The organism is Caulobacter sp. 05T431, from assembly GCF_056665975.1.
Map to the genome: position 1 here is coordinate 1 of NZ_JBFTKU010000041.1, position 17,898 is coordinate 17,898.

The window sequence follows — 17,898 nt, forward strand, 5'->3', positions numbered from 1 at the left end:
GCTTCGAGCTTCGACGGCGGGGGCGGGCGCGGCGGCGGCCGGAGCCGGGGCGGCCACGGCCTGCGGCGCGGCGACATAGGTGGTCGCGGCGGCGACGGTCAGTTCACGGGCCACGCGGATCTTCAGGCCGGCGTGCTCGACCTCGATCTCCGACAGGCCGGTGTCCTTCAGGATGTCGGCCAGCTTGCGGACCAGGCGGGCGTCGATCGACGGGGTCTCGACCGGATCGGCGGGGGCCTTGGGATTGGACATGGAAGCTTACCTTGCTGTCTTCTGAAGCCGGGGTCGCCGGCTAGTTCGCGCCGATCAGGCCGGCTGCGGCCTCGATCGCCAGTTCATAGCTCGCCGCGCCGAAGCCGGAGACCAGTCCGGTCGCCGCGAGCGAAACGAAGGTGTGGCGGCGGAAATCCTCACGCGCCGCCGGGTTGGACAGGTGACACTCGATGACCGGGATGTTCAAGGTCTTCAGAGCGTCGAGCAGGGCGATCGACGTGTGGCCGTAGCCCGCCGGATTGATCACCAACGCGCAGGCCTCCGTCCGGGCTTCCTGGACCCAGTCGATCAGCACGCCTTCGTGATTGCTCTGCCGGAAGACGACGGAAAGGCCCCGAGCGGCCGCCCGCGCTTCGCAGCGCGCACGGACATCGTCGAGCGTGTCCTTGCCGTAGATCTCGGGCTCGCGCGTTCCCAACAGGTTGAGGTTGGGCCCGCTCAGCACATGGATGGGTTTTGCCATTCGGCTCCGCCGTCGATTCCGGGAGGTCTTGTATAGCCGGTTCCCTCGCGTCACAAGCAGGGCTCGCTTCGGAGGTGACATKAAGCTTCTCTTGAACGGCGAGGAACGCGACATCGCCGACATCATCAGCATCGCGGACCTGGTCGCGACCCTGGGGCTGGACGCCCGCAAGGTGGCCGTCGAGCGCAATCTCGAGATCGCGCCGCGCTCGACCTATGGCGATACGATCCTGGCCGACGGCGATCGGATCGAGATCGTCACGTTCATCGGCGGGGGCTGAAGACGCCCCCGAGGCATCGGCGGGGGCTAAGGGGTCCTCCGGGGTTTGAAACCCCGGCCTCGCGAGCGTACATGCAGGCCATGAACGCGCACGTCCCCCCCGAATCCGCCGTCCCCGCCGATGAGGCGCAAGACACCTGGACCGTCGCCGGCCGCACCTTCCGCTCGCGGCTGATCGTCGGGACCGGCAAGTACAAGGACTACGCCACCAACGCCGCGGCGGCGAAGGCGGCGGGCGCCGAGATCGTCACCGTGGCCGTGCGCCGCGTGAACCTGACCGACCCGACCCAGCCGCTGCTGGTCGACTACGTCAAGCCGACCGAATTCACCTTCCTGCCGAACACCGCGGGCTGCTTCACCGGCGAGGACGCCGTGCGCACCCTGCGCCTGGCCCGCGAGGCCGGCGGCTGGGACCTCGTGAAGCTGGAAGTGCTCAGCGACCCCAAGACCCTCTATCCCGACATGGAAGAGACCCTGCGCTCGCTGAAGCTGCTGGTCGCCGAGGGATTCCAGGTGATGGTCTACTGCTCGGACGACCCGGTCTACGCCCGGAAGCTGGAAGACGCCGGGGCGGTGGCGATCATGCCGCTGGGCGCGCCGATCGGTTCGGGCCTGGGAATCCAGAACCGCGTGAACCTGCGGATCATCGTCGAGAACGCCAAGGTGCCGGTCCTGGTCGACGCGGGCGTGGGCACGGCCTCGGACGCGGCGATCGGCATGGAGCTGGGCTGCGACGCCATCCTGATGAACACCGCCATCGCCGAGGCCAAGGACCCGATCCGCATGGCCCGGGCCATGAAGCACGCGGTGATCGCCGGCCGCGAGGCGTACCTCGCGGGCCGGATGCAGAAGCGGCTCTACGCCGACCCCAGCTCGCCGCTGGCCGGGCTGATCTAGACCGGAGCCGAGGCCTTCTTGGCCTGACCCGCCCGGGCCTGGTCGATGGCCAGCTTCAGGGCGTGCATGTCGGCGCCGGGGATCATCGTGTCGCCGACGAAGAAGGCCGGCGTGCCTTCGATGGCCAGGGCCTCGGCCAGGGCGTGGGTGTCGGCCAGGTGCTGGGTGACGGCCTCGGACTCGCCGACCGCGCGGGCCTTGGTCAGGTCGATCCCCATCTCCTGGGCGATGCGCATGACGGCTCCGGCGTCCAGGCTCTTCTCGGCCATCAGGCGCTTGTGCAGCTCGATGGTCCTGCCCTGGTCCTTGGCCCCCAGGACCAGGCGGGCGGCGACCTCGGAGTCGTGGCCGAAGATCACGAAGTCCTTGAACACGAAGCGCACGTCGGGGTTCTTCTGGATCAGGTCGACGATCTGCGGCGCGGCCAGCTTGCAGTAGCCGCAGCGGTAGTCGAAGAACTCCACGACCGTGATCGAGCCGTTCGGATTGGCCACGAAGTCGCGCGGATCGCGCTCCAGCGCCTGGCGGTACTTGTTGATCGCGCCCTTGGCGGAACTGGCCTTCTCGGCCGCCTGCTTGGCCTGGAGCTTGTTGCTCATCTCGACCAGCACCTCAGGGTGCTCGATCAGATAGGCGTGGACCTTCTCGCCAAAGGCCTTGTCGGCGTTGGCCTGTCCGCAGCCGATCAGGGAGAGGGCGGCGATGGACGCGGCGGCGATCGCCAGCGGGCGGAAGGTCTTGATCATGGAAGTCTCTGGAAAGGGGCCTAGCGGCGCAGGCCCGAGGTGACGGCGCCTTCCTTGGCCAGGTCCTTGAGGTCCTGGTTGGAAGGGTTMGAGGTCAGGACGATGTCGGTGGCGCGGCGCCATTCGACGCTGTCCTTCTTGAGCAGTTCGCGGGCCCGCATGGCGAAGACGCGCGCCTCCTGGGTGGCACCCATGTTGAAGTACTGCTCGGCGGTGGCCAGGCGGGCCTTGCCGTCCTCGCCGCGCTTGTCATAGGCCTGGGCCAGCAGACGCCAGGCGACGGAATTGTCGCTCTCGTCCAGCAGCGAGCGCTTCAGCTCGGCGATGCCTTCCTCGACCTTCTTGGGATCGTCCTGGCCGATCAGGGTCTGGCCCAGGTTGACGCGCAGCAGGGCCGCGTCGGGCTTGAGGGCCACCGACCGGCGCTGTGGCTCCTCGGCCTCCTTGACGCGGTTGAACTCGAACAGGATCTGGCCCTTGAGCTCCCAAAGATAGGGATTGTTCTCGTTCTCGGCGATCAGGCCGTCGAGGATCTTCAGGGCCCGATCGGGTTCCTTCATCTGATAGTAGGCGATCGCGCGGGCGTAGCGGGCCGGGAAGGCGCGGTCGGTCTCCTTGTACTTCACGATCGCCACGCCGGGATTGATGAAACCCTCCAGCTTGGCCTTCATGATCTCGTGCTCGGCCAGCGAGGCCGGATCGTCGACGGCGTTATAATGCGGCAGCTTCTCGACCCGGCTGCGAAGGGCGTCGATCCGGTCGCCCGACAGGGGGTGGCTGCGGAAATAGGCGTAGCGCCGCGACTGGTCGAAGACCTCCTGATAGCGGAAGTTGTCGAAGAACTCGACGAGGCCGCGGCCGGACTGGCCGGTGGCCTCCAGGAACCCGGCGCCGGCCTGGTCGGCGCGCGATTCCTGGTCGCGGCTGTAGCCCAGAGCGCCCAGCTGGCCGAAATAGCTGGCGTTGCCCAGCAGCACGGCCCCGGCGTCGGGAGCCCCGGCCAGGGCGGCCAGGACGCCCAGGCCCATGGTCAGGATCATCGGCTTGAGGCCGGCCCGCATCATCTCGCCTGAACGCAGCGGGTGGGCTCCGGCCAAGTGCCCGGTCTCGTGGGCGATGACGCCCTTCAGCTGGTTGGGCGTCTCGGTCTGCAGGATCAGGCCGGTGTTGAGGCCCATCATCAGGCCCTGGGTGGCGAAGGCGTTCAGTTCCTTGTCGCCGACCAGCAGAATGCGGACCGTCTTGGGGTCCAGACCCGCCGCCGCGTAGATCGGGTCGGCGTCGCGGTGCAGGATCTCTTCGATCTCGGTGTCACGGATCAGCGAGGGACCGTCCTGGGCGCGCGCCGGCGCGGCCGGGGCCAGGATAGCCGCCAGCAGGGCCAGCGCGGACAGCGCCGAACCCGTCTTCCTGGTCACGCTTTCGGAAGCCGCCCTTATCCGGGAGGTCATCGAAACTCTCCTGATCGCGCCCCCGCGCTCAAGCCGGCAGTCTAACGCGGTTCTCGGCGACCTGGGAACATCGGTCGAACGAGCTTCCAGCGGATATAGGGGTGAAGCTCGGCGGAACCAGGGCGCCGCCGAGCTTCATCCAAGGGGCCTAGCCCCGACGCCACCAGCCGCGCTTGGGCTTTTCGGGGGGCGTCAGAATCTCGGCCGGGTCGGGCTCGACCGCGACCGGGACGGGGGCCAGCTCCGCCGCGGCGACCRCGACGGGTTCCGGTTCGGCGACCGGCTCGGGCGCGGCCTCGACCACGGCCGGAGCCGGGACCTCGACGTCGGCCGCGACCAGGGGCGCGTCCACGACCGTCTCGACGACGGCCGCTTCGGCCGGAGCCTCGGCGGCGTCAGCGGCGTCAGCGGCGTCGGCCTTGCGGCCGCGACCACGCGGACGACGCGCCTTCTTGGGCGCCTCGTCCTGCGGGGGCAGTTCGACCCAGACGTCGGCCGGCGGGCCTTCGATCACGGGCGGCGGCAACGGCGCGGCTTCCAGCTCGGCGACGTCGACGCGCGGGGCGGGACCGCGGTCGGCGCGCGGGGCGTCCGAGACCTCGGCGCGTTCGCCACGGTCGCGACCGCGTCCGCGACGACCGCCGCGCTCACCGCGCTCGCTGCGTTCCGCGCGTTCAGGACGCTCGGCGCGCTCGGCCACGGGGGCTTCAGTCCGTTCCGGACGCTMAGCGCGCTCGGCGCGCTCGGCCCGCTCGGGACGCGCGCCCCGACCGTCCAGTTCGGCCGGGTCGTGCCAGACGAAGGCGTTCTCGCCGAACGGCACCCGCGGACGGGTCCAGGCGAAGACGTCGGCCGGACGATCGCCGTCCTCGCGACCGCCGCGACGGCCGCCGCGACGCCCGCGACGGCGACGACGACGACGCGATTCCTCGTCCTCGCCCTCGATGTCGCCTTCGGCGCGGTCGGCGCCCTCGGCGTCGTCCTCGTCGTCGGCGGCCGCTTCGGCCTGGCCTTCTTCACGGTCGTCGCGACGACCGCCGCGGCGGCGGCGCTTGCGGCCGCGACGGCCGCCTTCGTCGTCGGACGTTTCGGCGCGGGCCGGACGGGCGGCGCGGGGCGCTTCGTCGTCCTCGCCTTCGTCTTCGTCCTCGGAGACGATGTCGTCGTCTTCGTCTTCCTCCTCGTCCTCGAACGCCTCGTCGTCATAGTCGGGCTCGGGCTCGATGGGCGCGAAGATCTGCGGGGCGGGGCGCTCGCCCAGTTCCGTGCGGTCGATGTCGTGCTCGGCCTGGTGCAGGCTGTCGTCGACCAGGACCGTGACGAACAGGGCGTGGGTCTGCTGCAGGCGCAGCAGATAGGCGCGCTTTTCGTTGAGGATGTAGATGCCGACCGGGCGGCTGACCTTCAGGGTGACGGCGCCGCCGCCCTTCAGGGCCTCGACCTCGACCGCGCGCAGGGCGGCCAGGGCGCTGGACTCGACCGAGCGCACGCGGCCGGTGCCGTCGCAGTGTTCGCAGACGTGGGTGGTGCCTTCCAGCACGCCGGTGCGGCGACGCTGGCGGCTGATCTCCATCAGACCGAACCCGCTGATCTTGCCCATCTGGATGCGGGCGCGATCGTCCTTGAGCGCGTCCTTGAGGACCTTCTCGACGGTGCGGTTGTTCTTGGCTTCATCCATGTCGATGAAGTCGATGACGATCAGACCGGCCAAGTCGCGCAGGCGCAGCTGGCGCGCGGCTTCCTCGGCGGCCTCGACGTTCGTCTTCAGCGCGGTGGCCTCGATGTTGCGCTCGCGCGTGGCCTTGCCCGAGTTGACGTCGATGGCGACCAGGGCCTCGGTCTGGTTGATCACCAGATAGCCGCCGGACTTCAGCGGCACGACCGGCGAATAGATCTGGGCCAGGTGGTCCTCGATCTTGTTCTTCACGAACAGCGGCGCGGGCTCGCGGTACGGGAAGACCTTCTTGGCCTGGCTCGGCATCAGCATGCGCATGAAGTCGCGCGCTTCCTTGTAGCCGGCCTCGCCCTCGACCCAGATACCCTCCAGGTCCTTGTCGTACATGTCGCGGATGGCGCGCTTGACGAGGTCTTCCTCCTCGTAGATCAGCGCCGGGGCGATCGAGTGCAGCGTGTTGTCGCGGATATTCTCCCACAGACGCAGCAGGTACTCGTAGTCGCGCTTGATCTCGGCCTTGGTGCGCTTGGCGCCGGCCGTGCGGACGATCAGGCCCATGCCCTGCGGCACGTCCAGGCCCTGGACGACGCTCTTCAGGCGCTTGCGGTCGGTGACCGTGGTGATCTTGCGGCTGATGCCGCCGCCGCGGGCGGTGTTGGGCATCAGGACGCCGTACCGGCCGGCCAGCGACAGGTAGGTGGTCAGGGCCGCGCCCTTGTTGCCGCGCTCTTCCTTGACGACCTGGACCAGCATGATCTGCCGGCGGCGGATCACTTCCTGGATCTTGTACTTGCGCATCAGGCGGCGCTTGCGGCGCGCCAGTTCTTCCTCGACGGCGTCTTCCTCGTCGTCGACCGCGTCGCMGTCATCGTCCTCGCGGGCGTGATGGTGATCGTCCTCGTCGTCATGCGAGTCGTCGCGCATCAGCGCTTCGCGGTCGGCGACCGGGATCTGGTAGTAGTCCGGGTGGATTTCGTTGAAGGCCAGGAAGCCGTGGCGGTTGCCGCCGTACTCGATGAACGCAGCCTGCAGGCTGGGCTCAACGCGGGTCACCTTGGCGAGATAGATATTTCCCCGGAGTTGTTTGCGGGTCTGGCTCTCGAAATCGAACTCTTCAACGCGGGCGCCATCCACGACCACCACACGCGTCTCTTCTGCGTGGGCGGCGTCGATCAACATCTTCTTCGACATAAAAGGTATCTCCACGGCGCGCGGCGGACGCTAGGTCCGGGCGCCGATATGATTGAAAGGCGCGCACGTCACCGCCCGTCGCCCCGCCGAAGCGGTTGCGGAAGGTCGGTCGCCAAAGGCGGTCGGGTGCGGCGCAGCCCATAAGGTTTCTGTGTTCCTTAAACGCGCCGGAGGGCGCGGATCGGATGGAGCGTCGACGCCGGGGCGGCTTAAGGGCCCGACGCGGGCCCTGCGGGTCGATCCATGCGAAGGCTTCGCGCCTCACGCTGGTAATCGAACCCAAACTCGTTTCAGTCCGGCGGTTCCGGCCATGAATGCGAATTGCATCCTCAAAGAATGCAAGCGCGTCCGTGAGATAGGAACCGCTCACGCTTTCCGCCATGACGATCACGGCGCTCAGCGCGCGGACCATAGTGTAGCAACATCGCGCCGCAAAAGAAAAGCGCTCKACTGCACGGCCCTGCGCGGCCATGTCGCGTGCGAGGTTAACGCTTTCTCTACCGTAAAATGCGCATATCAGTTTTTCGGTTTAAGTTGAGCGCCTGGGGGCGACGGTAGGCATGAGCAGGGTTCTGATCTCGGCGGCGAGGACAGGATGGGCGCGGGCGGCGATGATCGTCGGCGGCCTGGCCCTGGCCGGCGTCGCCGTGGCCATGGCCCAGGGCCCCGCGCCGGCCGCCGGCGTGCAGAAAGTCCGCTTCGGCGGCGACCGCAACGAAACCCGCATCGTCATCGACCTGGACCGCGCCGCGACCGGCAAGCTGCTGGCCGACGGGGCCGGCGACCGCCGCGTGGTGATCGGCCTGCCCAACGTGACGACCGGCGGCGACCTGCAGGGGACCGGCCAGGGCCTGGTCGAGCGCTGGGCGATCGACGAGGCCGCCGGCGGCGCGCGCCTGCGCCTGGACCTGAAGGCCAACGCCGAGGTCCGTCGGCGCTTCCTGCTTCCGCCGGGCGACGGCGCTTCGGCCTACCGCTATGTCATCGACCTGAAGTCCACGGATGCGCCGGGCGCCGTACAGGCCCCGGTCCTGAAGCCGACCCTGGTCTCGGCGCCCGTGAAGGCCTCGGCCCTGCGCCTGAAGAAGGTCATCGTCATCGACGCCGGCCACGGCGGCAAGGATCCCGGCTCGTCGGGCGCCAACACCGCCGAGAAGGACGTCACCCTGGCCGCCGCCAAGGCGCTGAAGGCCAAGCTGGAGAAGTCSGGCCGCTACACCGTGGTCATGACCCGCCAGTCCGACACCTTCGTGCCCCTGGAAAGCCGCGTGCAGATCGCCCGACGGGCCGACGCCGACCTGTTCATCTCGCTGCACGCCGATTCGGGTCCCGACGCGACGACCCGGGGCGCCAGCGTCTACACCTTATCGGAAAAGGGCACCGAGCGCGTGGCGCGGGTGCTCGAGAAGGACGACTGGCTGATGAAGGCCAATCTGCCGGGCCGCGACCGCGCGGTCAGCCAGATCCTGCTGGACCTGTCGCAGCGCGCCACCAAGAACCGTTCGGCCGCCTTCGCCGAGACCCTGCTGCAGTCGGTGGGCGAGGAGACGACCCTGCTGCGCCGCAGCCACCGCGACGCGGGCTTCATCGTGCTGCTGGCCCCCGACGTGCCCGCCGTGCTGCTGGAAATGGGCTTCATCACCAATCTCGACGACGAACAGCTGCTGAAGACCCCCGCCGGCCGCGACCGGCTGATGGACGCCGTCGCCGGCTCGATCGAATCCTATTTCGCCACCCAGACCAGGCTCGCCGCTCGCTAGCCCGGCGAGAGCCGTTGGCGCCTCGCCCGATGCGCGCTAGAGCCATGCGGGGGAAGACGCGTCGGACGTGGCCGATCCCTGCGACGGCGAAACCGCTTACCTTTTTGCCGATCGCGCTCTAGAGGATTCGAACGGAGCGGGCGAAAGTGCGTCGCCCGACGGAGGCTGCGTGGATCTGAAGCCCAGAGAACGATGGATCGCCATCGCCGGTGTCGCGGTGTTGTCCGCGATCGCCGTGGCGGGCTTCACCATCGCCATCTACGCCGCCTGGCTGTTCCACGACATGCCCGACGCGGGCGAGCTGCAGGACTATCGTCCGCCCACAGCCACGCGCGTCTACGCCTGGGACGGCACCCTGATCGGCGAGTACAGCAAGGAACGCCGAATCTTCGTCCCGTACGACCAGATCCCGCCCCAGCTGGCCCAGGCCTTCCTGGCGGCCGAAGACCATAACTTCTTCAAGCACGGCGGCGTCGACGTCGGCGGCTTCTCGCGCGCCATGCTCAACAACGTCGGCAACGCCGCGCGCGGCCGACGCCTGGAAGGCGGCTCGACGATCACCCAGCAGGTGGCCAAGAACGTCCTGCTGACCAGCGACGCCACGGTCGGGCGCAAGTTCAAGGAAGCGATCCTGGCCCATCGCCTGGAGCAGTCGCTGTCCAAGCAGCAGATCCTCGAGCTGTATCTCAACGAAATCTGGCTGGGCTACCGCTCGTACGGCGTCGGCGCGGCGGCCTACAACTATTTCGGCAAGTCGCTGCCCGAGCTGAGCCTGGCCGAATGCGCCTATCTGGCCGCCCTGCCGAAGGGCCCGGACAACTACCATCCGATCCGTAACAAGGCCAAGGCCAAGGCCCGCCGCGACTGGATCCTGGGCCAGATGGCCGAGCAGGGCTGGATCAGCCAGGCCGACGCCCGCAAGGCGATGGCCGAGGACCTGATCGTCCAGGCCGCGCCCAGCCGCGCCAAGTACCGCGACGCCGACTATTTCGTCGAGGAAGTGCGCCAGCGCGGCGTCGCCACCCTCGGCCCCCGCCTGAACGAGGGCGGCTACTACATGCGCACCACCCTGGACCCCAAGCTGCAGACCGCGGCCCGGGTGGCGCTGATGGAAGGCCTGGAGAAGTACGACCGCCGCCATGGCTGGCGCGGCGCCTGGGGCCATGTCGACGCCCTGGACGCGGACTGGGAGAAGCAAGCGCTGAAGAAGGCCCCGCCGTCGGAGCGCCGCGGCTGGCGTCCGGCCATCGTCACCTCGGCCTCGGGCGGCGTCCGCCTGGCCAAGGGGRAAGGCGAGGGGGCCATCGCCGGCGAGGACATGGCCTGGGCCAACGCCACCAAGGGGCTGAAGGTCGGCGACCTGGTGTTCGTCGAGAAGTCCGACAGTTCGCCCAACTACCGCCTGCGCCAGGTCCCGATCGTCAACGGGGCCCTGGTGGCGATGGAGCCCTATACCGGTCGCGTCGTGGCCCTGGTGGGCGGCTACAGCTTCTCGCTGTCGAACTTCAACCGCGCCACCCAGGCGATGCGCCAGCCGGGTTCGGCCTTCAAGCMGTTCGTCTACGCCACGGCCCTGGAGAACGGCTACACGCCGGCCAGCGTGGTGGTCGACGCCGCCATCACCCTGAAGGGGGCCAACGGCGAGGACTGGAGCCCCGAGAACTATCACAAGAAGTTCTATGGGGCCCTGCCGCTGCGCAAGGGACTGGAGCAGTCGATCAACGCCATGACCGTGCGCCTGGCCCAGAGCGTCGGCATGAAGAAGATCGTCGAGACCGCCAAGAAGACCGGCGTGACCCACGACATGGCTCCGGTGCTGGCCATGGCCCTCGGCGCGGGCGAGACCACGCCCTTCAAGCTGACCACGGCCTACACCGCGTTCGTCAACGGCGGCCGCCGGGTCGACCCGCACCTGATCGAGCTGGTGCAGGACCGCGAGGGCAAGGTGATCTTCCGCGCCGACAAGCGCGACTGCGTCCGCTGCAACGCCGGCTTCAACGGCGACGAGAGCCCGCGCATCCCGGCGCTGGGCGAGCAGGTCATGGACCCGATCACCGCCTACCAGATCACCTCGATGCTGCAGGGGGTAGTCCAGCGCGGCACGGCGGCCCAGGCCAGCTCGCTGGGCTATCCGCTGGCCGGCAAGACCGGCACGACCAACGAGTACCGCAGCGCCTGGTTCATGGGCTATTCGCCCAACCTGGTGGTCGGCGTGTTCATCGGCTTCGACGACAACCGTTCGCTGGGCGAGGGCGAGACCGGCGCTACCGGCCCGGTGCCGATCTTCATGGACTTCATGCGCKAAGCGCTGAAGGGCCAGCCCAAGACCGAGTTCAAGGCGCCCAAGAACGCCAAGTTCGCCATGGTGCGCGGCATCCGCGAGGCCTTCCGCCCCGGCACCGAGCCCAAGGTCGTGGCGCCGACCGAGAACACCGGCCCGCAGCCCTACGACGAGGCCTGGCCGGGCGGCCAGATCGGTCCGGCCCCGACCCAGGGCCCGGCCAAGCCGCCCACCCAGGCGCCCGACATCAACGGGCTTTACTGATCTATTCGTCAGGCAATCGCCCCCGGAGTCATTGCGCCGAATCCGGGCGCGGGCTACATCCCGCGCCCTTCAACACTGTCACGGAGCTACGTGATGAGACCGGATGTCGAGGCCGCCGCGGCCGACATCGAGCAGTCCGTGGGACTGCTCAGGAGGCGTCTTTGACTGGGATGTCGCCCTTAGAAAGCTCGATGAGCTGAACGCCCGGGTCGAGGACCCGACCCTCTGGGACCGTCCGTCGGAAGCCCAGGCCGTCTCCCGCGAACGCGCCAGCCTGGCCGCCCGCGTCGAGGCCGTGCAAAGCATCGAACGCGACGTCAAGGACGCGGTCGACTACGCCGAACTGGCCGACATGGAAGGCGACGAAGCCTCCCTGGAGGACGCCCGTGCCCAGCTGAAGGCTATCAAGGACCGCGCCGCCCGCGCCGAACTCGAGGCCCTGCTGTCGGGCGAGGCCGACGGCAACGACGCCTATATCGAGATCAACTCCGGGGCCGGCGGCACCGAGTCCTGCGACTGGGCCGGAATCCTGCTGCGGATGTACACCCGCTGGGCCAACGCCCACGGCATGACCACCGAGCTGATCGAAGAGACCGACGGCGACCAGGCCGGGATCAAGTCCGCGACCCTGCTGGTCAAGGGCCCCAACGCCTACGGCTGGTTGAAGACCGAGGCCGGGGTGCACCGCCTGGTGCGCATCAGCCCCTATGACAGCAGCGCCCGGCGCCACACCTCGTTCGCCTCGGCCTGGGTCTATCCTGTGGTCGACGACACGATCGAGATCGAGATCAATCCGGCCGACGTGCGCACCGACACCTACCGGGCCTCCGGCGCCGGCGGTCAGCACATCAACAAGACGGACTCGGCCGTGCGTCTGACGCACATCCCGACCGGCATCGCCGTGGCCTGCCAGGCCGGCCGCTCTCAGCACCAGAACCGCGAGGAAGCCTGGAAGATGCTGCGCGCCCGGCTCTACGAGGCCGAGCTGCAGAAGCGAGAAGCCGCCCAGCAGGCGCTGGAGGACCAGAAGACCGACATCGGCTGGGGCCACCAGATCCGCAGCTACGTCTTGCAGCCCTACCAGATGGTCAAGGACCTGCGGACCAACGTCGAGACGTCAGACACCCAGGGCGTGCTTGACGGCGACCTGGATGCCTTCATGGGGGCCTCGCTGGCCCAGCGGGTCGGGGCGACGCGGGACGCTTCGGCCTAAGGCCGGCGCGGTCCTCGGAAAAGCAAAACGCCCCGGATCGCTCCGGGGCGTTTTCGTTTAGCCCGCCGGCTTGGCCAGGGCGGGGGCCGGCGCCGGTTGCGGCGCTGGCGCCGGCTGCGGCGKGGCCGCCGGGCGCTGGAACTTCAGGCTGCGGCCTTGGAAGAACGCCCCGGTCTCCATCGCCAGCTGCTCGTGGGTGATGTCGCCATCGATGTAGGAAGTGCCGTAGAGGCGGACCTGCTTGGCGGTGATCGCCCCGACGATGCGACCGCGCACCTCGACCGCCTCGGCGTAGACCGAGCCCTCGATGTGGCCTGTTTCACCGATCGTCAGCCGGCCGACGCGGACGTCGCCGCGGACCACGCCATCGATCTGCAGCTCGCCGTCGCCGGTGATGCCGCCCTCGATGGTGATGTCGGGCGAGATCAGCGACGCCACCTTGGGCGGCGCCTTACGGGCCGTTTCGGGAACGGGCGCCATGGACATGGGCAGCGGCTCGATGCGGGCCGGCCCCTTGGGCGCCTTAGCTTGCTTGCTGAACATACTCACCAGCCTTCAAGAAGCGGTTCGGGTTCTGAGCCCGTCCGTTGACCCATACTTCGTAGTGCAGATGCGGACCGGTCGAACGGCCGGTCGAGCCCATGGCCGCGATACGCTGGCCGATGGCGACACGCTGGCCGACCCGGACCGAAGCGGCCTGCAGGTGGGCGTAGCGGGTCTTGAAGCCGTTGCCGTGGTCGATCTCGACGACGTTGCCGTAGCCCGAGCGCACGCCGACGAACGAGATCACGCCCGGGGCGGTGGCCATGATCGGCGTGTAGAACGAGCCGGGGAAATCCAGGCCCGAATGGAACGCCGGGCGGTGGGTGAAGGGATCGAAGCGGACGCCGTAGCTGCTGCTCAGCGCCGGATTGTTGGTCGGACGATAGAAGGGCAGCTTCTGCGAGGCGGCGCTCAGCTGGCGCATGTCCGACATGTCGGTGGCGGCGTGCTGGATGCGGCCGGCGAACTCTTCGTCGACGTCGAGCACGGCGGCCAGGGCGCGGGGATCCTTGGCCTCGATCAGCGGGCCGCCCAGGGACGAGCCACCGCGGCCGGTGAACGAGCCCGCGTCCAGGCCGGCCATCCGCATGGCCAGGCGCAGGCGCTCGGCGCGGCTCTTGGCGAAGGTCTCGGCGGCGTCGATCAGGCGCTCCTGATCCATCCGCGTGGCCTGGATGCGCTCGACCGGCGAGGCGCCCAGCGTGTGGGGCTTGGCGATCTGCAGGGCCTGGACCGCGCCGGGCACGCCCTTGAAGTCGCTGAGCAGGAGGGCGAGGGCGGCGTGGCGCTTCTCGACCGAGCTGGCCAGCTCGTCCAGCGAGCCGCTGCTGGCCGACAGCTGGGCCACGGCGCTGTTCAGGCGGGCCTGGCGATCGGCGTTGAGGCGCTCGTAATAGGCCTTCTGCTTGATGACCATCTGGTCGGTCGAGCTGACCGACAGGGCGTTGACCATCATGGCCGCGGTGCAGACGCCCATCCACAGGGCCGCCGCGGCGATCCCGGTGGCGCACATCAGTTGCTTGCCGGTGGAGAAAACGTAGCCGCGCATCTCGCCGCCGGAGCGCACATACAGATGGCGCTCGGGGAACAGCTCTTCCAGGGATTGTCGCAGTCGCTTGAAGCGCGTGATCGCCATCGCCCTAGGAAACCCCCGTTTTCAAGGTCCCGGCGATATGCAACGAGAAAGCGGAAACGCGCAAGATACTTCGCGCCCAGCGTGAACGCAGGGCGACGTTTTGCCTAAACAATTCAACCGATAAAAGGTTCCGCGGCCGATTGCCACCGCTGGGGCCTTTTAGTGTTGCGATAACCGCACGCCTGAGGCCGGCGCGCCACACCGCTACTTCAGGGCTTTGGCGGCGGTCAGCACGGCCTTGATGTGGTTGGGCACCTTCACCTTGCGCCAGACGTTGCGGACCACGCCCTCGCGGTCGATCAGGAAGGTCGAGCGGTCGATGCCCATGTACTTGCGGCCGTACATGCTCTTCTCGACCCAGGCGCCGTACGCCTCGACGATCTCGCCGGTGGAGTCGGCCGCCAGCTCGACGGTCAGGTCGTGCTTCTTGCGGAACTTGGCGTGCGAGGCGACGCTGTCCTTGGACACCCCGACGATCACAGCGCCCAGCTTGGCGAACTCCTCGACCTCGGACGAGAACTGCAGGGCTTCGGACGTGCAGCCGGCCGTGTCGTCCTTCGGATAGAAGTAGAGCACCACGTTCTTGCCCTTCAGGCCGGAAAGGCTGACGCGGCCGGTGTCGGTGGCCAGGTCGAAATCGGGAGCCTTGTCGCCGGGTTCCAGCATCGTGCTTTTCCTCAAATCACTCGCGGCGGGTCGAAGCGCCCGGACGAGTCGAAGACCGTCCGGGGCATACGATACCTAAACGGGCTTCACCAACACGATCTTCTTCTTGCCGGCCGCCAGCTTGACGACACCGTCGATGAGGTCGGCCTCGGTGACCACGCGGTTGGCGTCGGGCTCGGCCTTGTCGTTGACCTTCACGCCGCCGCCTTGGGCCAGGCGACGGGCCTCGCCGCGCGAAGCGGCCAGGCCGGCGTCGGCGAACAGGTTGGCCAGCACGATCCCGGCCTTCAGGTCCGCCGCGGGAACCTCGAAGGTGGGCAGGTCGGCCGACAGCGCGCCTTGCTCGAACGCCTTCTCGGCGGCGTCACGAGCCTTGCGGGCCTCATCCTCGCCGTGGGCCATGCGGGTGGCCTCGTCGGCCAGCACCTTCTTGGCGTCGTTGATCTGGGCGCCCGGCAGGGCCTCCAGCTCGGCGATGCGGTCCAGCGGCAGGTCGGTGAACAGCTTGAGGAACCGGCCGACGTCGGCGTCTTCCGTGTTCCGCCAGAACTGCCAGTAGTCGTAGGGGCTCAGCTGCTCGGCGTTCAGCCACACCGCGCCCGACATGGTCTTGCCCATCTTGGCGCCCGAGGCCGTGGCCAGCAGGGGCGTGGTCAGGCCGAAGGCGGCCTTCTGGTCGACGCGGCGCGTCAGCTCCACGCCGTTCAGGATGTTGCCCCACTGGTCCGAGCCGCCCATCTGCAACACGCAGCCATGGGCGCGGTTCAGCTCCAGGAAGTCGACCGCCTGCATCAGCATGTAGTTGAACTCGAGGAAGGTCATCGGCTGCTCGCGCTCGAGCCGCAGCTTGACCGAGTCGAAGGCCAGCATCCGGTTGACCGTGAAGTGCACGCCGTAGTCGCGCAGGAACTGCACGTAGCCGAACTTGCTGAGCCACACGTCGTTGTCGACCATGATGGCGTCGGTCGGGCCGTCGCCGAAGGTCAGGAACTTGGCGAACACCTGCTTGATGCCGGCGATGTTGGCCGCGATGTCGGCGTCGCTCAGCAGCTTGCGGCTCTCGTCCTTGCCGGTGGGATCGCCGACCTTGGTCGTGCCGCCGCCCATAAKGACGATCGGCTTGTGGCCGGCCTGCTGCAGACGGCGCAGCATCATGATCTGGATCAGCGACCCGACGTGCAGCGACGGGGCGGTGGCGTCGAAGCCGATGTAGGCCGTGACGATCCCGCCGGCGGCCGCCGCGTCCAGTTCCTCCGGATGGGTGATCTGGTGGATGTAGCCGCGCGCCTGCAGGGTCTGGAGGAATTCCGACTTGAAGGACGCGGGGGCGGACATGGCTCGACTCTCTGGATGGGACGGATCGGACGACGCGGGGCCGTCTAGCACGGCGAGGTTCGATTGTGAGGGTTTCATTTCAGGTCTCCGGGAGGAACCGGAGCGCATGATCGACCTTCAGCGACCCCGGCGAGGCGGGGTGCAAGCGACGTGCTTCGTCGGCCTCCCGCTAGGACAGCGGGCGGTAATACGAACGGAACAGGAMGCGGGCGTCGATCATGGGGCCTAGCTACCCGGCGCGGGCCATGGCAGTCAACGGGACCATGCGTATCCTGGGATTCATGACCGGCACCTCGCTCGACGCGGTCGACATGGCGGTGCTCGAGACCGACGGCGTCGAGATCCAGGCCTTCGGGCCGTGCGGCGAGCGGAAACTGCGCGAAGCCACGCGCGACCTGCTGCTGGTGGCCACAGAGGTGGCGCGGGGCTGGCCGCGCGACAAGCCCGCGCCCGATATCTTCGCCGAGGCGGCCCAGGCCGTGGCCGACGAGCATTTCCACGCCGCCGAAAGCTTCCTGGCCGAACATGGCCTGGCCTGGTCKGAATTCGACCTGCTGGGCGTCCACGGCCAGACCGTGCTGCACGAGCGGCCGCATCCGGGCCGGATCGGCCGGACAGTGCAACTGCTGGACGCCGAGCGGCTGGCGCGCGCCTGCGCGCGGCCGGTGGCCTTCGACTTCCGCACGGCCGATGTGGCGGCGGGCGGGCAGGGGGCGCCGCTGGCCCCGATCTACCACGCGGCCCGGGCCCGGGCCTCGGGCCTGCCGGCGCCGGTGGCGGCGCTCAACATCGGCGGCGTGGCCAACATCACCCTGATCGGTCCCGACGACGACCTGCTGGCCTTCGACACAGGACCCGGCAACGGCATGATCGACCTGATGCTGCAGGCGCGGGGCCTGGGGCGGTTCGACGAGAACGGCCGGCTGGCGGCGGCGGGCGTCGTCGACGAGGCGGTGCTGAAGACCTTTCTGGCCAGCGACTACTTCTCCGGCCCGGCGCCCAAGTCGCTGGACCGCTACGATTTCCCGCTCGACCTGGTCGATCCTCTGTCCTCCGAGGACGCCGCCGCCACCCTGGTGGCCTTCACCGCCGAGGCCGTCGTCAAGGCGTTCGAGCAAGGCCAGCGCCCGGACGCCCTGATCGTTTGCGGCGGAGGCCGTCACAATCCGCAGATCATGAAGGCCCTGACCGAGCGGGCGCCGGTCCCGGTCAAGACCGCCGAAGCCGTCGGCTGGCGCGGCGACGCCATCGAGGCCGAGGCCTTCGCGTACCTGGCGGCGCGGACGGCGAAAGGGCTGCCGATCAGCTTTCCCGGAACCACCGGCGTGGCCGCGCCGATGACGGGCGGCAGGATCATTGAGCCTTAGCAGGTCCTGCTCCTCTGGTGCGGGTGACCCCTGGCCCCCTACGGACCGCGCCCCTCCCCCTGTGGGGGAGGCGATCGCGCAGCGATCGGTGGGGGGAGTTTTTGGGATCGTCGATCCGGGCTGTGGCCATCTGCCGATCACTCCCCCTCCGGCCTTCGGCCACCTCCCCCACAGGGGAGGGCCTTGGGGACGCGGCTTCGCGCTCCCACGCCAATCTGGCTGTGAGCTGATGGAAAGGGCTGCGGAGCGCCGGACATCGTCCKGAGTTTGAAAAAGAATACCGTTTCGACGAAGCCCGTTCGCTCCGCGCGGTCGTTATCCGCAAGCTCTCGACGCTAGGCCCTGTTGGAGCCGCGCCT

At 68.6% G+C, this 17,898-nt stretch carries 14 protein-coding genes and 1 pseudogene; 6 read left to right on the forward strand and 9 right to left on the reverse strand.

Annotated elements, in window-relative coordinates:
• Both AC1U89_RS24040 and AC1U89_RS24045 read right to left on the reverse strand, forming a co-directional pair.
• Positions 1-252: pseudogene (locus AC1U89_RS24040) on the reverse strand (acetyl-CoA carboxylase biotin carboxyl carrier protein); the annotation flags it as partial.
• Positions 253-292: 40 nt separating this feature from the next.
• Positions 293-736 (reverse strand): type II 3-dehydroquinate dehydratase, encoded by a 444-nt coding sequence (locus AC1U89_RS24045; RefSeq protein ID WP_479902138.1) that lies wholly within the window; start codon positions 734-736, stop codon positions 293-295.
• Positions 737-815: 79 nt separating this feature from the next.
• Here AC1U89_RS24045 and thiS point away from each other — a divergent pair, with 79 nt between their 5' ends.
• Together thiS and AC1U89_RS24055 are read left to right on the forward strand one after the other, a co-directional pair.
• The gene (gene thiS / locus AC1U89_RS24050) at positions 816-1,016 is read left to right on the forward strand and encodes a sulfur carrier protein ThiS (RefSeq protein ID WP_479902150.1); all 201 of its coding nucleotides are present in this window, start codon (positions 816-818) and stop codon (positions 1,014-1,016) included.
• A gap of 80 nt (positions 1,017-1,096) precedes the next feature.
• The gene (locus AC1U89_RS24055) at positions 1,097-1,912 is read left to right on the forward strand and encodes a thiazole synthase (RefSeq protein WP_479902139.1); all 816 of its coding nucleotides are present in this window, start codon (positions 1,097-1,099) and stop codon (positions 1,910-1,912) included.
• Here the strand turns inward: AC1U89_RS24055 and AC1U89_RS24060 are convergent.
• The 3 genes from AC1U89_RS24060 to AC1U89_RS24070 all read right to left on the reverse strand — a co-directional run bounded on the left by AC1U89_RS24060 (position 1,909) and on the right by AC1U89_RS24070 (position 6,975).
• On the reverse strand, positions 1,909-2,658 hold the full coding sequence (locus AC1U89_RS24060) for a DsbA family protein (protein ID WP_479902140.1): 750 nt from the start codon (positions 2,656-2,658) through the stop codon (positions 1,909-1,911). The two genes, AC1U89_RS24055 and AC1U89_RS24060, sit on opposite strands and share 4 nt — an antisense overlap.
• A gap of 20 nt (positions 2,659-2,678) precedes the next feature.
• On the reverse strand, positions 2,679-4,109 hold the full coding sequence (locus AC1U89_RS24065; protein WP_479902141.1) for a M48 family metalloprotease: 1,431 nt from the start codon (positions 4,107-4,109) through the stop codon (positions 2,679-2,681).
• A 148-nt stretch (positions 4,110-4,257) separates the two neighbouring features.
• A complete protein-coding gene (locus AC1U89_RS24070; RefSeq protein WP_479902142.1) occupies positions 4,258-6,975 on the reverse strand; it encodes an Rne/Rng family ribonuclease in 2,718 nt (905 codons plus the stop codon).
• Positions 6,976-7,535: 560 nt separating this feature from the next.
• Here AC1U89_RS24070 and AC1U89_RS24075 point away from each other — a divergent pair.
• The 3 genes from AC1U89_RS24075 (at position 7,536) to prfB (ending at position 12,493) form a co-directional block, all read left to right on the forward strand.
• Positions 7,536-8,735, forward strand: a complete 1,200-nt coding sequence (locus AC1U89_RS24075; RefSeq protein ID WP_479902143.1) for an N-acetylmuramoyl-L-alanine amidase family protein — start codon at positions 7,536-7,538, stop codon at positions 8,733-8,735.
• A 169-nt stretch (positions 8,736-8,904) separates the two neighbouring features.
• On the forward strand, positions 8,905-11,280 hold the full coding sequence (locus AC1U89_RS24080; RefSeq protein ID WP_479902144.1) for a penicillin-binding protein 1A: 2,376 nt from the start codon (positions 8,905-8,907) through the stop codon (positions 11,278-11,280).
• 93 nt (positions 11,281-11,373) lie between these two features.
• Positions 11,374-12,493 (forward strand): peptide chain release factor 2 gene (gene prfB, locus AC1U89_RS24085; protein ID WP_479902145.1). Its coding sequence is split into 2 segments (ribosomal slippage): positions 11,374-11,442 and positions 11,444-12,493, totalling 1,119 coding nucleotides; the frame shifts between segments, so codons are not numbered across the junction.
• 57 nt (positions 12,494-12,550) lie between these two features.
• Here the strand turns inward: prfB and AC1U89_RS24090 are convergent.
• From AC1U89_RS24090 to tyrS, 4 genes are all read right to left on the reverse strand, one after another.
• Complete coding sequence (locus AC1U89_RS24090; RefSeq protein WP_479902146.1) at positions 12,551-13,036, reverse strand: bactofilin family protein; 486 nt, start codon at positions 13,034-13,036, stop codon at positions 12,551-12,553.
• Entirely contained in the window at positions 13,017-14,171 is a 1,155-nt protein-coding gene (locus tag AC1U89_RS24095) for a M23 family metallopeptidase (protein WP_479902147.1), read from the reverse strand. The genes AC1U89_RS24090 and AC1U89_RS24095 overlap by 20 nt, the downstream gene beginning before the upstream one ends.
• A gap of 204 nt (positions 14,172-14,375) precedes the next feature.
• Complete coding sequence (locus AC1U89_RS24100) at positions 14,376-14,837, reverse strand: peroxiredoxin (RefSeq protein ID WP_029917301.1); 462 nt, start codon at positions 14,835-14,837, stop codon at positions 14,376-14,378.
• A gap of 75 nt (positions 14,838-14,912) precedes the next feature.
• Positions 14,913-16,250: a tyrosine--tRNA ligase gene (tyrS, locus tag AC1U89_RS24105; RefSeq protein WP_479902148.1), complete on the reverse strand. Its 1,338-nt coding sequence runs from the start codon at positions 16,248-16,250 to the stop codon at positions 14,913-14,915.
• 185 nt (positions 16,251-16,435) lie between these two features.
• On the opposite strand from tyrS, the gene AC1U89_RS24110 reads away from it, so the two are divergent.
• Positions 16,436-17,539 (forward strand): anhydro-N-acetylmuramic acid kinase, encoded by a 1,104-nt coding sequence (locus AC1U89_RS24110; RefSeq protein ID WP_479902149.1) that lies wholly within the window; start codon positions 16,436-16,438, stop codon positions 17,537-17,539.
• Positions 17,540-17,898 lie beyond the last annotated feature (359 nt).